This is a genomic window from Vibrio chagasii (genome assembly GCA_041879415.1).
Lineage (GTDB): Bacteria > Pseudomonadota > Gammaproteobacteria > Enterobacterales > Vibrionaceae > Vibrio.
Map to the genome: position 1 here is coordinate 1697618 of CP090851.1, position 13165 is coordinate 1710782.

13 protein-coding genes are annotated in these 13165 nt (G+C 44.4%); 6 read left to right on the forward strand and 7 right to left on the reverse strand.

Going from position 1 to position 13165, the window contains the following annotated elements:
• Positions 1-56 precede the first annotated feature (56 nt).
• Positions 57-1481: an SDR family oxidoreductase gene (locus L0991_07545; GenBank protein ID XGB61302.1), complete on the forward strand. Its 1425-nt coding sequence runs from the start codon at positions 57-59 to the stop codon at positions 1479-1481.
• A gap of 139 nt (positions 1482-1620) precedes the next feature.
• On the opposite strand, the gene L0991_07550 is transcribed toward L0991_07545, so the two are convergent.
• The 3 genes from L0991_07550 to rsuA all read right to left on the reverse strand — a co-directional run bounded on the left by L0991_07550 (position 1621) and on the right by rsuA (position 4347).
• Entirely contained in the window at positions 1621-2280 is a 660-nt protein-coding gene (locus tag L0991_07550) for a DUF2913 family protein (GenBank protein XGB61303.1), read from the reverse strand.
• On the reverse strand, positions 2280-3497 hold the full coding sequence (locus L0991_07555; GenBank protein XGB61304.1) for a Bcr/CflA family multidrug efflux MFS transporter: 1218 nt from the start codon (positions 3495-3497) through the stop codon (positions 2280-2282). Before L0991_07555 ends, L0991_07550 begins: the two co-directional genes overlap by 1 nt.
• A 154-nt stretch (positions 3498-3651) precedes the next feature.
• Positions 3652-4347 carry a 16S rRNA pseudouridine(516) synthase RsuA gene (gene rsuA / locus L0991_07560; protein ID XGB61305.1) on the reverse strand — a complete coding sequence of 232 codons (696 nt, stop codon included), beginning with the start codon at positions 4345-4347 and terminating at the stop codon, positions 3652-3654.
• Between the two features lie 97 nt (positions 4348-4444).
• On the opposite strand from rsuA, the gene L0991_07565 reads away from it, so the two are divergent.
• The 4 genes from L0991_07565 to L0991_07580 all read left to right on the forward strand — a co-directional run bounded on the left by L0991_07565 (position 4445) and on the right by L0991_07580 (position 8983).
• The gene (locus L0991_07565) at positions 4445-6187 is read left to right on the forward strand and encodes a DEAD/DEAH box helicase (GenBank protein XGB61306.1); all 1743 of its coding nucleotides are present in this window, start codon (positions 4445-4447) and stop codon (positions 6185-6187) included.
• A 159-nt stretch (positions 6188-6346) separates the two neighbouring features.
• Positions 6347-6745: a hypothetical protein gene (locus L0991_07570; protein XGB61307.1), complete on the forward strand. Its 399-nt coding sequence runs from the start codon at positions 6347-6349 to the stop codon at positions 6743-6745.
• A 78-nt stretch (positions 6746-6823) separates the two neighbouring features.
• Entirely contained in the window at positions 6824-7483 is a 660-nt protein-coding gene (locus tag L0991_07575) for a response regulator transcription factor (GenBank protein XGB61308.1), read from the forward strand.
• A 150-nt stretch (positions 7484-7633) separates the two neighbouring features.
• Positions 7634-8983 carry an ATP-binding protein gene (locus L0991_07580; GenBank protein ID XGB61309.1) on the forward strand — a complete coding sequence of 450 codons (1350 nt, stop codon included), beginning with the start codon at positions 7634-7636 and terminating at the stop codon, positions 8981-8983.
• A gap of 104 nt (positions 8984-9087) precedes the next feature.
• Here L0991_07580 and L0991_07585 read toward each other — a convergent pair whose 3' ends face one another.
• From L0991_07585 to L0991_07595, 3 genes are all read right to left on the reverse strand, one after another.
• Positions 9088-9468 (reverse strand): VOC family protein, encoded by a 381-nt coding sequence (locus L0991_07585; protein ID XGB61310.1) that lies wholly within the window; start codon positions 9466-9468, stop codon positions 9088-9090.
• A gap of 191 nt (positions 9469-9659) precedes the next feature.
• Positions 9660-10967: an LssY C-terminal domain-containing protein gene (locus tag L0991_07590; protein XGB61311.1), complete on the reverse strand. Its 1308-nt coding sequence runs from the start codon at positions 10965-10967 to the stop codon at positions 9660-9662.
• A gap of 14 nt (positions 10968-10981) precedes the next feature.
• Entirely contained in the window at positions 10982-11710 is a 729-nt protein-coding gene (locus L0991_07595) for a glycosyltransferase (protein XGB61312.1), read from the reverse strand.
• A 368-nt stretch (positions 11711-12078) separates the two neighbouring features.
• On the opposite strand from L0991_07595, the gene rplY reads away from it, so the two are divergent.
• Positions 12079-12357 carry a 50S ribosomal protein L25 gene (gene rplY, locus L0991_07600; protein XGB61313.1) on the forward strand — a complete coding sequence of 93 codons (279 nt, stop codon included), beginning with the start codon at positions 12079-12081 and terminating at the stop codon, positions 12355-12357.
• Positions 12358-12552: 195 nt separating this feature from the next.
• Here rplY and L0991_07605 read toward each other — a convergent pair whose 3' ends face one another.
• Positions 12553-13062 carry an RDD family protein gene (locus L0991_07605; protein ID XGB61314.1) on the reverse strand — a complete coding sequence of 170 codons (510 nt, stop codon included), beginning with the start codon at positions 13060-13062 and terminating at the stop codon, positions 12553-12555.
• Positions 13063-13165: the final 103 nt, after the last annotated feature.

Consider the following 13165-nt stretch of genomic DNA (forward strand, 5'->3'; position numbering starts at 1 on the left):
AGAAGTTAGCGTAGTATGAACAAAGGATGGTTTGATAAGCAATACATGGAGTAACGATGAAGAAAGTACTGGTTTTAGGCGCTTCTGGATATGTTGGTTCACAGCTGCTTCCTCTGCTGCTTGAACAAGGTTATCAAGTAACCGCTGCAGCAAGGCACATCGACTACTTAAAAGCGCGAACCGAGCCTCATGAGAATTTATCACTCGAATATCTCGATCTGGCTGACCAAGCAGCAACACAAGCTTTAGTCCCTGATTTTGATCTCATCTTCTTCCTTGTCCATGGTATGGCGGAAGGTCATGATTTCATTGATTACGAGTTAAGCCTGGCCCGTAACTTTGTGTCCGCACTTGGTCCTAAAAACCAACACGTCATCTACTTAAGTTCACTTCAACCTCAAACCGGCGATTCTGAGCACCTTCAAGCGAGAAAGAAAACCGGAGAAGTGCTGCGTAAAGGCTCGGTTCCCGTTACAGAGCTTCGAGCTGGCGTCATCATCGGCCCTGGTTCGGCGGCCTTTGAGATAATGCGAGACTTCGTTTACAACCTACCAATCATGATTGCGCCGAAATGGGTCGACTCAAAAGCTAACCCTATCGCATTGAAAAACCTCAATCACTACTTGTTAAAGCTAGCGCAAGATACTCCAAGCGATAATCAGACCTTTGAGGTTGGCGGTCCAGATATCGTCTCTTATCGTAATCAATTCGCGCATATTGCCAAAACTGCCGATCGTCCACTTAGGTTGTGGGCGACTTCCCTACTCACACCTAAGATTGCCTCTTATTGGCTTGGCGTGGTGACCTCTGTCCCTTCCAACATAGGGAGAGCATTACTCGCAGGTTTAAAGCATGATTTCATAGCTAACTCGACTACCATCCAAGAAAAATATCCGCAAAAGCTCGTGTCGTTCGAAAGCATGGTTGAACAAGCGATTCATGCTGAGGGTAACTTCGTAAAAAGTAATGTGTGGGGTTTTGATAAAACCGCCTTTAAACGCTGGCAAGCGGGATACGGTTACTACCCGAAGAAGACAGGTGCAAGTATCACGTCTACTGCCTCACTAGAATCGCTCTGGCACGTAGCTCAACAGATTGGAAGCCCTAAACAGGGTTACTTTTTCGCGAACGCTTTATGGCGCACAAGGGAGTGGTTAGATCTTCTCTTTGGTGGCGGAGTACCCGTGCGACAAATGCCTGAAGGGCCAGAACTAAAAGTAGGCGACAAAATTGACTCATGGAAAGTGATTCGCTGTGAAGAGAACCACTTCTTATCACTGCTGTTCGGGATGAAAGGCCCGGGCTTAGGGCGACTGGAAATCACGGTTTCTGATAACGGAGACAAGCGCGAATTAAACATCACCGCTTGGTGGCATCCTAAAGGCTTTCTGGGGTTACTGTATTGGTTCGCAATGATGCCAGCTCATCTGTTTATTTTTAAAGGCATGGTAAAAGCGATAGAGAAGCAAGCGAGAGAATAGATGAGAGATGCGAGTAACGGGATGTGAAAAGATTAAAAGCAGATGTGCGGTTCGAGTGGCGACACTCGCTATGAGAAGCAAAAAAAAGAGCGGATAATTCCGCTCTTCGTATCTCTAATCTCACATCTCGTTTCTGCCACTAAGCAACAAAGCTAATTGGGATCTCAGCCAATTGGTTGCCTTGGTTCGCTGGGTACACGATGTATTCACCGTGGTACTTCACAGCAGACTTGTAGTCCGTCACTTTGTGAAGCATGAAACCCGCTTCCATCGCCGCTTGGATAAACTCGGCGTGGTTACCACGAACAAACCAGTTCATCGGCTTAACCATCAACTCACCGTCGAAAGAGTCATCACACTGCTTACCACATAGCGCGAATGAGTGCTCACCATCTGTAAAGAACTGAATTTTTCCACCCGTGGTTAACTCATCTTCACTCGATACGCTCCAACCCATCTCGTACATTTTGTCCATAAAGGCTTCAACGTCACTGTCTTTTAGTGCTTTAGGCTCTTCACCTTCTGGGAAAAACTGAGCGTAAAACGCTGAAATACGCTTAAACGTAAAAGTTAAATCAGAGTTGTTGCCCTTTGAGCGGCCCTGCTTTTGCCAGCGAACCAAATCAGGCACAACAACACGATCATACGCTTGTGCTTTGATTGCTTTAGTTACCCAGCGAACAAGGTATAGGTTGTTTGCGATAGGTGCGTCAATCGCTTTGCCTGACTTGTGTAGCGCGTAAAGCTCACCAAGTGCGGTGTTCACAAGCTTCTGAATTTCAATATAGTATTTTGACATTATGCCTTCTTTCCTAATGTCCAATATAGTAATGCTGACAGAATTGCACATGCTGCCATCACCATAGCCATTGGCCCTGCAGTATCACTTGGTAGCATTGCGACAATTGCTCCTACCACAGAACCAGTACCAAATCTTAATGTGCCCGCGAGTGATGATGCCGTACCAGCCATATTCGGGTACCCACTAAGTAGCAGCGCCATTGAGTTACTACCAATGGTAGACAGTGTGCCGATAAACAGCATCACGAATGGCACAATGCCCCACAGGCCTATATCTAATGACCAGCCGACCAACAAACCTAAACCTGCAAACAACTGAATGGTTAAACCCACTCGAAGCATCGCGTGAGAACCGACTTTCTTCACGATTCGGCCATTAATGCTCGTCATCAAGATCATTGCAACAATGTTCAAGCCAAACAGGTAACCAAATAAGTCTGGGCGAACACCGTAGATATCGATGTAAACAAACGAACCAGCGGTTAAGAATGCGAACATTCCCGAGAATGAAAATGCACCCGAAAAAATCAAGCCCATTGCCGTTGGGTTTTTACACAAACGAGCGTAGTTACGAATCGTCGTTTTGAAACGCAATGGCTGTCGGTTTTCTACCGGTAGCGTCTCAGGGATCTTCATCGATACCGCTAGAATGACGATCACCGCAAAGATAGCCAGTACCCAGAAAATTGAGCGCCAACCAAACCACAATGCCAAGTAACCACCAATCATTGGTGCAATAAGTGGTGCGACCGTCATAACCAAGGTTACGAAAGACATGGTTCTCGCAAAATCTTCACGATCAAACATGTCACGTACAACCGCTTGGATGATTACAGCTGCCGCTGCGCCTGCAAAACCTTGTGCAGTACGAACGTAAGTCAGCGCTTCAATGCCATGGGTTGTCGCACTCACCACAGAAGCAATCGCAAACAAAAACACACCGATCAAGAGTACTGGCTTACGTCCATAGCTATCAGCTAATGGACCATGCAGCAGCTGACCCAACGCAAAACCTGCGGTATAAGCGGTTAGCGTTATCTGTACTTCGCCCGCCGTTACACCAAGATCTTTGGCAATGGTTGGCATCGCAGGCAAGTACATATCGATCGCGAGCGGCGTTAATGCACCAATCGCACCGAGAATCAAAAATAGTACTAAGCCTAATTGAGGAGTTTCTGGTTGAGAGCTTGGGCTCTGTGGGGTAGATGTCTGCATGGTTCTCCGAATGTTTAACTGATAAAGCTAGGACCAGCGTGAACACGCAAGTCAAAAGATTGGCTGAGACTTTCCTAGTACCAGTCAACATCATCAGCCGACGCTATCCTTGGTCGGCTTTGCAACGAGAGCGCTATAAATTAATAGCTAAGGGTTACTTCCAGATAGAATCAACTTCTTCTTGCGTTAGGTAACGGTACTCACCTAGCTCAAGAGATTCGTCCATCTCGATTTCACCAATACGTTCACGGTGTAGTGCTTCTACCTTGTTGCCAAGTGCTGCAAACATGCGTTTTACTTGGTGGTATTTGCCTTCGTGAATCGTTAATAGCACTTCACGCTCTGCACGCACTTCAAGGTGCGCAGGAAGTGTTAGGCCATCTTCGCTCTTAAGCTGGATGCCCTCTTTGAATTTTTCAACGTAGTCTGGTTCTACTGGATCAACCAACCACACACGGTACATCTTTTCGCACTTGTGTTTTGGTGCGGTAATACGGTGAGACCATTTACCGTCATCAGTGATCAGTACTAGGCCTGTAGTATCAACGTCTAGACGACCTGCAAAGTGCAGCTTGTCCATTTTGATTTCATCAAGCAATTCAAATGCGGTGCGATTTGAGCCATCTTCATGCGAACAAACAAAGCCTTCTGGCTTATACAACATAATGTAACGTGGGCCTTGAACACGAAGTTCATTGCCTTGCCATTCCACAACACACTCTTCAGTTACTTTAACTGAACCGCTTTTTTGCATGACATCATTTACTGTCACAGTCTTTGTTTTTAATAATTGTGTTGCTTCTTTTCGAGTAATGCCTAGTGCATCGCACAGAAATTTATCTAAACGCATGAATACCTCAACTAATCTAAGTCGGGTATTATAGTCACCTTTGCTCGATTAGTTGAGCTATTTCACACTATTTGTTCTCCATTTTACAAGACGCGATATGTATACACTCCGCCCATACCAAGCAGACTCAGTAAAATCAGTCATTCATTACTTCAGAAAACACCAAACTCCGGCTGTTCTCGTGCTACCGACAGGGGCAGGAAAAAGCTTGGTTATTGCTGAGTTGGCAAGGCTTGCGAAAGGTCGCGTATTGGTACTTGCACACGTGAAAGAGCTAGTTGAGCAAAACCATGAAAAGTATGAAGGTTATGGGTTAAAAGGCTCCATTTTCTCTGCAGGATTAGGCCGAAAAGAGACCGACCAACAAGTGGTATTCGCATCGGTTCAATCTGTAGTTCGCAACCTCGATTCATTCTCTAACCAATTTTCACTTTTGGTTATCGATGAATGCCACCGAGTACCCGACGAAAAGAACAGTAGCTACCAGAAAGTGATCACTCACTTGCGTGAAAACAACTCGGGCATCAAGGTGCTTGGCTTAACCGCAACCCCTTATCGCCTAGGTATGGGATGGATTTACCAATACCACACTCGTGGACAAGTACGTTCAGAAGAACCAAGATTCTTCAGAGATTGTATTTTTGAGTTACCGATTCGCTACCTACTCGACGAAGGCTTCTTAACACCGGCTCGCATGATAGATGCGCCGGTATTGAGTTACGACTTCTCACAATTAAAACCCGCGAGCACTGGTCGATACAAAGAAGCCGAGCTTGATATGGTGATCGAACAATCAAAACGAGCCACACCACAGATTGTCGATCAAATTATTCACCTCGCCCAAGACAAACTGGGCATCATGGTATTTGCGGCAACCGTTAGACACGCTCAAGAGATCCTAGGCTTACTACCCGAAGGGGAAGCTGCGATTGTCATCGGTGATACACCCACATTAGAGCGTGACCAAATCATCAATGATTTCAAAGAACGCAAAATCAAATTCTTGGTCAACGTGTCGGTATTAACTACCGGGTTTGACGCCCCTCATGTGGATTTAATTGCAATTCTTCGTCCGACAGAATCCATCAGCTTATACCAACAAATCGTTGGCCGTGGCTTACGTTTGTCTCCGGGCAAAAAAGAGTGTTTGGTGCTCGATTACGCAGGTAACAGCTATGACCTTTACCAACCAGAAGTCGGCGATCCTAAGCCAGATTCAGACAGTGAAATCATTACTATTCCCTGCCCGGCTTGCGGCTTCAATAACAATTTCTGGGGCAAGCTAGACAGCAACGGTTTCTTGCTTGAACACTTTGGCCGTAAATGCCAAGGATACTTCACAGATGAGGACACTGGTGAACGTGAGCATTGTAACTATCGCTTCCGCGCCAAATACTGTGGTGAGTGTGGTGCCGACAACGACATTGCAGCGCGCATTTGTCACGAATGTGACGCTACCTTGGTAGACCCAGACAAAAAGCTCAAAGAGGCACTCAATCTAAAAGATGCTTTGGTGTTTGAGTGTTTAGAGATGGACCTTAATGTGCTGAAGGACGACAAAGGCAAGTCGCAACTGAAAGTCACTTACCGTGGTGAAAACCAAGCGCAAGTCCATGAGTTTTGGTCACTGACCACCAAGAAGCAAAAGCAGAACTTTAAAGACCAGTTTGTTCGCCCTCACCTTGCGGATAGACACAGGCCATTTGAGGAAGCATCGCCATCGAAAGTAGTTGCTCACCAACATAGGTTCCGCCCGCCACAATTCGTGATTGCACGTAAAGTTGGTCGCTTTTGGAAAATGAGAGACAAAATATTCGAAGACGAGCTTCAACAACGTTAATGATTACGGTCTTAACACTTAATGGTTAGTCTCCGTGATGTGTTGGCGTTCTTCATCGTCAAATTTTTAGGTATCAATTTCTCATTATTAATCAGGTTCACTTTCTGTTCAGAATTACTTTTTTATACTGAACGCTATCAACCTTCTCTAGGATTCGCTATGTTTAGTAAAGCTATGATTTCTTTGTTTTCTATAAGCTTAGGCTTATTTGTTTCTGCTGGCGCATGGGCTGACTCACATCATAATGGTCATAAATTAGTGCAGGACGTTCATAAAGCAGGAACCCGCATTGAATTTGAAGAAGACCAAGACGAGGTCTACGAAGCAGTTCGAGAAGGTTATATTCGCCCTTTCTCTGAGATGTATGCAGCGGTAGAAAACGACCTTCATGGTCGAATCATTAAAGTTGAACTAGAAGAAGATGATGATATTTGGGTGTATGAGTTAAAAATTAACTACCAAAACAACATCATCAAAGTTGAATACAACGCCGAAACATTAGAAATGCTAAAGATTGAAGGCCGCAACTTTAAAAACGCTATTAAGCACGGCGATTAATTTACCGCGGCTAATAGCTAAACACGGCAAATAACTAAGCACAACGAACAGTCATTACAAAAATTAAGAAGAACAATTATGAAAATTTTAGTCGTTGAAGACGAACCTCGTTTGGGCCAACAGATTATTGAAACACTTGAGGGAGCTGACTGGGTTCCAGAGCTTTCTCAAGATGGTATTGACGCTCTTTATCGCGCGACATCAGAAGAGTGGGATGCGATTGTTCTCGACTTAGGTCTACCTAAGCTTGATGGCCTAACCGTTTTAAAAGGCATCCGAGACGAAAACATCAATACTCCAGTGATTATCTTGAGTGCACGAGACACATTAACTCAACGCGTTGAAGGCTTGAACGCTGGCGCCGACGATTACCTCACTAAGCCATTCGAAATGGTCGAGCTTATTGCCCGTATTCGTGCGCAACTTCGTCGTGCGTCCGGCAGCGCAGCACCGGTTCTTCAAATTGGTGATTTGAGCTTAGACACTCGCAGTTCAAAAGTGTTGTGGCAGGGCCAAGCAGTCAGCCTAACAGCACTGGAATATAAGGTTGTCGCGTATTTCATGCATAACCAAAACAAAGTTATCTCACGCACTGAGTTGGTTGAGCACATCTACAAACAAGACTTCGACCGCGATTCAAACACGGTTGAGGTATTTATTGGTCGTATCCGTAAGAAAATCGCACCAAAGATCATCAAAACCGTGCGTGGCCTTGGCTACCAACTGAATGCTGAATAAGTCTCTATTTAATTAGAACAACAAACATCAATTAAACTAAGAGAAATCAAGCACACTCACCCACTAAGTGGACAGCCTGTACTGATCATCGAAATAGCTGATCATCGAAATACAAGTCGATAACGATGAGCAAAGGCAGGCTGGAAATGCATGAATCTAAAGAAAAGAACACTTAAAAACATCAGTCTAAAAAGCCGCTTGCTTCTCGCTGCGGCTTTTTGGCTAGGTGCGATGATATTAGCGGCCGGTGTTGGTATACCAAAACTGGTGAACGATTACCTTGTTGACGACATGAAGCAGCAACTTGCCCTAACCATGGACGAGCTCACCGCCAATATTGAAACCAATGACAATGGCAACCTAATCATGGCAGAACGCCTGTCTGACCCGAGGTTTAACCAACCTTACAGCGGTATTTATTGGCGAGCTTCAACTCAAGATCAAATCATTCGTTCTCGCTCCTTATGGGACAAAGACCTCACCATCAAACGTTCTCCTATTCACACTTCCGTTAAAGGACCAGAAAAAGAGAAGCTGATTTACATTGAGCAAGATATCTACCTGCCTTCACTGAGCGACCCAATTACCATCACCATTGGTATTGACGAAGACCCACTCGAGTCGACGCTAGCGGAGTTAACGGGTCAGGTATGGCTTATCCTGATGCTGTTATTTGTCGGCGTACTCATGTTGATTGGTATTCAAGTTAGCTGGTCTCTATTACCGCTGAGCAAGATGCAACGTGAGCTGGTAATGCTGAGAAAAGGTGAACAACAAGGGCTAAGCGACAACTACCCGAAAGAGGTCTCGCCGCTCGTCTCTGATCTTAATGCCCTACTCTTTCACTACCAAGAGTTACTGGAGCGTGCTCGTAACCACGCAGGTAACCTATCTCATGCGTTAAAGACACCGTTGTCGGTGATGAAAAATGAAATTGAGATGCTGCCTGACAACGAGAAGAAGCTATTACAACAACCGATTCAACAGATCCAAAGCCAGATAGATTATCACCTTGGTCGCGCTCGTATGGCAGGTGCGATGAACATTCTTTCGGTGAAATCCTCACCTTGTGAGCGTGTTGAAGCGATTTCGATGGCGTTTGATAAAGTTTATGCCGCCAATGAAGTCACTATGATCAATGAACTGGATTCTGAACTAGAGGTTGCTGTAGAAAAAACCGACCTTGATGAGATGGTCGGAAACCTACTCGAGAACAGCTACAAGTGGGCTAATAGTATTATCCGTGTGCACGCTAACGAGCTTACCGACGGTAATGTCGAGTTGATCATTGAGGATGATGGACAAGGCATACCCGAAGAGAAGCTCGAACAAGTGACCAAGCGCGGCGTAAGGCTAGACGAAACCACGCCAGGAACAGGTCTAGGGCTGAATATTGTCAATGAGATGGCACACAGTTACCGTGGCAGCTTAACGCTAAGTAAGAGCTCAATGGGTGGCTTAAAAGCTTCTCTTGTTCTAAAGGTATCTCAAGCCTCTTAAAGTGACTACATTCAAGCACCTGCTATACCTTGAATAAAAATAAGGAGTTTACGTATCACGCGTAAACTCCTTTTTGATTCTTTGCCGTTTTTTACTCTGCAAATTTAAGTCATCGAATGCAATCCAATGACATTGCCTTCAGTATCGCTGACCACGCTGATAAAACCATGTTGTCCAATCGCCATTTTAGGTACTTGTAGAACACCACCATTCGCTGCCGCCAAGCTTGCTTCTGTCGCACAATCATCACAAGAGAAGTACACCATAGTGCTATTGCCCCCAGCCTTAACATCAGGCATCGAGCACAAAGCCCCTGTCGCGCCGTATTTGTCCATATCGCTAGGAAATACCCACATTTCAATATCGATGCCCGTTTCGTTATCTAACTTCTCTAGCGTCACTTTAAAGACGGCCTCATAAAAGGATTTGGCTCTCACCATATCGTCGACATAGATTTCAAACCAACCAACCGGATTCATTTGCATACTTTGTCCTTAGCTTTCGCCCTTGTTCACCCTTATTTAGGATAGACAAGGTTGACACTATTAGAACGATAGAAACTCCCAAAAGAGGATTGGCTTTAACAAGCAGAAATAACAGAACCTTGTTTGATTGATATTCAAACAAGGTTCGTATTTATCGAGAACTAAGTTAGAGAGCGTCTTGAGATCGTGCTTTATATATCATTCACTGCAACATCTAAGGTTTGTGAATCATCACTGTATGTCGTTGAGCCAATAACCAAGATCTTTCCGTCTGTGTAGTAGTCATGTTGATCATTCATTACTTGTGCATTCGCTAGAGGTAAATTGACCAGTTCCATATTCGGGTAAGTCGATTTAATTTGTTGCGCCAACCGATCGCGCTCTTCATCAACATTCGGATCTATTTTATGGAGTACGGTGACAATGCCAGAATACGGTGTCACTTTTAAACCATCATCGTAGCTGATTGCTCCTAACCATTTTGTTTGATTACTGTTTCTGTCTAACCCCGCATTCCACCAGCGAATATGGCTTCTCTTCATCAGGTTTCCAGGCAATTGAAAGGCCATATCTTGTGGTTGGTTTCGCCAATACAAGTCAGATACAGGCGGTGTCTTATCTTTTAAGAGAGTTAGGTAACTCGACCACTCAATATCATTTCGAGAGAACGTTTGATTTTCTATCCAGCCTAACTGGTTCATGAGTTCACGAGGCGATTCTCCGACATAAACAACATTGATCGCTTGCGCATCATAGATTGGAGAAAGCCCAGGAAACGCTTTGTAAGTCACTTGTTGTAAGTCGACAGAGTTCATCTGTGCCGATGTTTGTTGATTTTGAAAGTCATCAGCTTTCCAGAAGAAATGGGCATAATTTGCGTAACACAGCCAAGCCACTAAAAATGCGCTGGTTTTCAAGGTCAACTTACGCCATTTAAGTTTGTTACCCACAACAACAAAAATGATCACTGCAACTAAACCAATCAGCAAGCTTTGGTGCTCGCTTAAGAAAACCTTAACCGCGCCCAATAAAGGAAACTGTTCGACACCATGTGCCAACAACATACCCCAAGCAATAAATTGACCACCGCCAAGCAATAAACCTATCGAAGACAACAGAGTAAAACTGTGCCACTTAACGCGATGAGATCCAGCGATAACAGGAACAACCCAAGCAATAGGCCCCAAAAGGCGTGCCGCCACTATGATATATGTGCCCTTCTTCGCAATGAGATAACGACACCGAGCGATCACTCTTTTGGTTTTTGGTCGAAATTTAATAAGCTTCTTTTGGGCTGTTCTGCCCCACTTTAAGCCAATGAAGTAACTCAGTTGATCCCCAACGAAACCACCTAACATTACAAGCACCAACGCCATCCATGCACCTGAATACAGTTGAAAGCCCGCAGCGATAAAAAAGGGCTCTCCCGGTACAAATAGGTTTGGGCCAATGAGAGCATCACCCAATGCTCCCAAAAACAGCCCTAGTCCATCAAACATAACAACCTCAATGCTTACTGCTCTTTGTAATGACCAAACTCGTAGTTCATTTCGTTGTTACGCATTTCGCCTTTAAAGAAGCGTCTTATATTGGCTTTAAGGTAAGTTGAACCCGTCTTCACAACACCATCTTGGTCTAATCGACGTGGGTCAAAGCCAAAGGTCATATTTAGGAATCTAAATCGCCATGTTTTGCTCGCACGTTTTACGTAATCACAGTCCTCACAAAGAACAATCTCTTCATCAAAGCCGCCGATCTCTTCATGCGCTCGTTTGGTTGAGAAAATACACGCGCCAATAGCGGTCGGGAAAAAGAACTGAGTCGCAAATAAGCCCGCATTAAACAGCCCATAACCGAATTTATGAACTAGTGGCAGCCCTTTTGAACTCATATATACGCCAGCGACTTCAAGCTTATTCTCTTCTAGCTCATACAATGCTTTTGCAAGGAAGTTACGAGGTAGGCTAACGTCGGCATCCAAGAAAAGGATTCTGTTGTACTGCGCTAAAGCGGCACCGGTGTTTCGACCAAGGCTAACACCACGTTCTTGCATATGGTGGACAGTCAATTTCGGCAACGCACTTTCATAGGCTTGTGCGACTTCTCTGGTGTTATCTTCACTGTTTGAGTCGACCACGATCACTTCGAACTCTTGATGGGTTTGCACGCTCAACTCTTCCATTAAGCGGCTAATGCGTTTCTCTTCGTTTAACGTAATAACGACAATACTTACCGGTTCCATGTTTTCACCTATTCATTCTGCTGATTAATTAACACTAAGGTTACCTAACCAAGCATTAACCAAGCCTTAGGCGAACATTCATTTTCCGTTCATTAACTTGATGATTTCGCGACGATATAAACAGGGCAAAAGAACAAGACAGAGGAGCAAAGAAAGCGATAAACTAGGGTTAGCGAGCGTTTTATCTACAAACGAGCCAAATATCGAAGGAAATTCACTTTGTGATAGGCTTCTTACTTGCTCATATTCAAATGTGATGTTAGTATCCGCGCTCGCTTAAGCATGAACTCGTTCAGCATAAGCATTACCACATACTCAAGGTCGCATTGAGATGTGAAGTTAATTTTTACTAATTTGAGAGTAAAACTATGAAATTTGAAGCAGTAGTACGTACTGAACTAGGTAAAGGTGCGAGCCGCCGCCTACGTCACGCTGGTAAATTCCCAGCTGTAATCTACGGTGGTGAAGCAGCAGCTGTATCTATCGAACTTAATCACGACGAAGTGATCAACCAAATGGACAAGCCTGAGTTCTACGAAGTAATCACTCTAGTGGTTGACGGCGCTGAAGTTAAGGTTAAGCCACAAGACGTTCAACGTCACGCTTACAAGCCAAAAGTTGAGCACATGGACTTCATCCGCATCTAATTCCCTACCAAGGAATAAGATTGGATTAATCCAGCCTTCTGCATAGAAAAGATAATCGACCTTACCAATCGAGAAATCTAAAAATTCGAAACCCCGATGCTACCAACATCGGGGTTTCACCGTTTTTGAGCCCTCAAAAACGTCGTAAAGCCTTTTATCATCGTTGTTTTAGAGGAACATCTACAATTTAGAGAGTTAAACTTTCTTTACGACAACTGAGCCTGCGATGAAATCATGAATCGCTCTGCGTTTGTGATTAAATAGCATCGAGATGAACTCTAAAAGAACCCAACCAATCATTGCGTAGCCAACAAAAATAAAGGCTCGTCCTTGCTCTAAGCTTTCCCAAGTTTGGCCGTAGAAAGACAGTTGCGCGTAAGCATAAAGACTAAAAGGTATAAGCATGATTGGGACAATATCTCTCATGCAAGACTGTTTGAGAGTTAGGTTTCGACTTTCAGAGACATCCACTACTTTCACTCGGGTGACCATTTTACCGATCGTTTGCCCGAATTTAGCATGCATGCCAACGTAGTAAACAATACCAATTAGTGAATTCACCACACCCCAAGCAAAAACACCACTCGAACTTATCACACCAGAAAGTACGTAGTCGTCTATCCATTCCAAAGGCAAAAATACGATTGAATCTATCCAGATAGCAAAGAAGCGTCTCCAAAAATTAGAATACTTATTGGCGTACATTCTTGTTCCTTGGTCTCTATTGGCAATAAAGCACAGACCCTACAACATATCAGTTTTTAATACATTCAACTGGTAATGATTTATAAAGCAAATGCGAAGCGGT

What these genes read in the sequence shown, in the direction of transcription:
- L0991_07545 (XGB61302.1), top strand. Translation starts at nt 57, where the DNA reads ATGAAGAAAGTACTGGTTTTAGGCGCTTCTGGATATGTTGGTTCACAG.
- L0991_07550 (XGB61303.1), bottom strand. Translation starts at nt 2,280, where the DNA reads ATGTCAAAATACTATATTGAAATTCAGAAGCTTGTGAACACCGCACTT.
- L0991_07555 (XGB61304.1), bottom strand. Translation starts at nt 3,497, where the DNA reads ATGCAGACATCTACCCCACAGAGCCCAAGCTCTCAACCAGAAACTCCT.
- rsuA (XGB61305.1), bottom strand. Translation starts at nt 4,347, where the DNA reads ATGCGTTTAGATAAATTTCTGTGCGATGCACTAGGCATTACTCGAAAA.
- L0991_07565 (XGB61306.1), top strand. Translation starts at nt 4,445, where the DNA reads ATGTATACACTCCGCCCATACCAAGCAGACTCAGTAAAATCAGTCATT.
- L0991_07570 (XGB61307.1), top strand. Translation starts at nt 6,347, where the DNA reads ATGTTTAGTAAAGCTATGATTTCTTTGTTTTCTATAAGCTTAGGCTTA.
- L0991_07575 (XGB61308.1), top strand. Translation starts at nt 6,824, where the DNA reads ATGAAAATTTTAGTCGTTGAAGACGAACCTCGTTTGGGCCAACAGATT.
- L0991_07580 (XGB61309.1), top strand. Translation starts at nt 7,634, where the DNA reads ATGAATCTAAAGAAAAGAACACTTAAAAACATCAGTCTAAAAAGCCGC.
- L0991_07585 (XGB61310.1), bottom strand. Translation starts at nt 9,468, where the DNA reads ATGCAAATGAATCCGGTTGGTTGGTTTGAAATCTATGTCGACGATATG.
- L0991_07590 (XGB61311.1), bottom strand. Translation starts at nt 10,967, where the DNA reads ATGTTTGATGGACTAGGGCTGTTTTTGGGAGCATTGGGTGATGCTCTC.
- L0991_07595 (XGB61312.1), bottom strand. Translation starts at nt 11,710, where the DNA reads ATGGAACCGGTAAGTATTGTCGTTATTACGTTAAACGAAGAGAAACGC.
- rplY (XGB61313.1), top strand. Translation starts at nt 12,079, where the DNA reads ATGAAATTTGAAGCAGTAGTACGTACTGAACTAGGTAAAGGTGCGAGC.
- L0991_07605 (XGB61314.1), bottom strand. Translation starts at nt 13,062, where the DNA reads ATGTACGCCAATAAGTATTCTAATTTTTGGAGACGCTTCTTTGCTATC.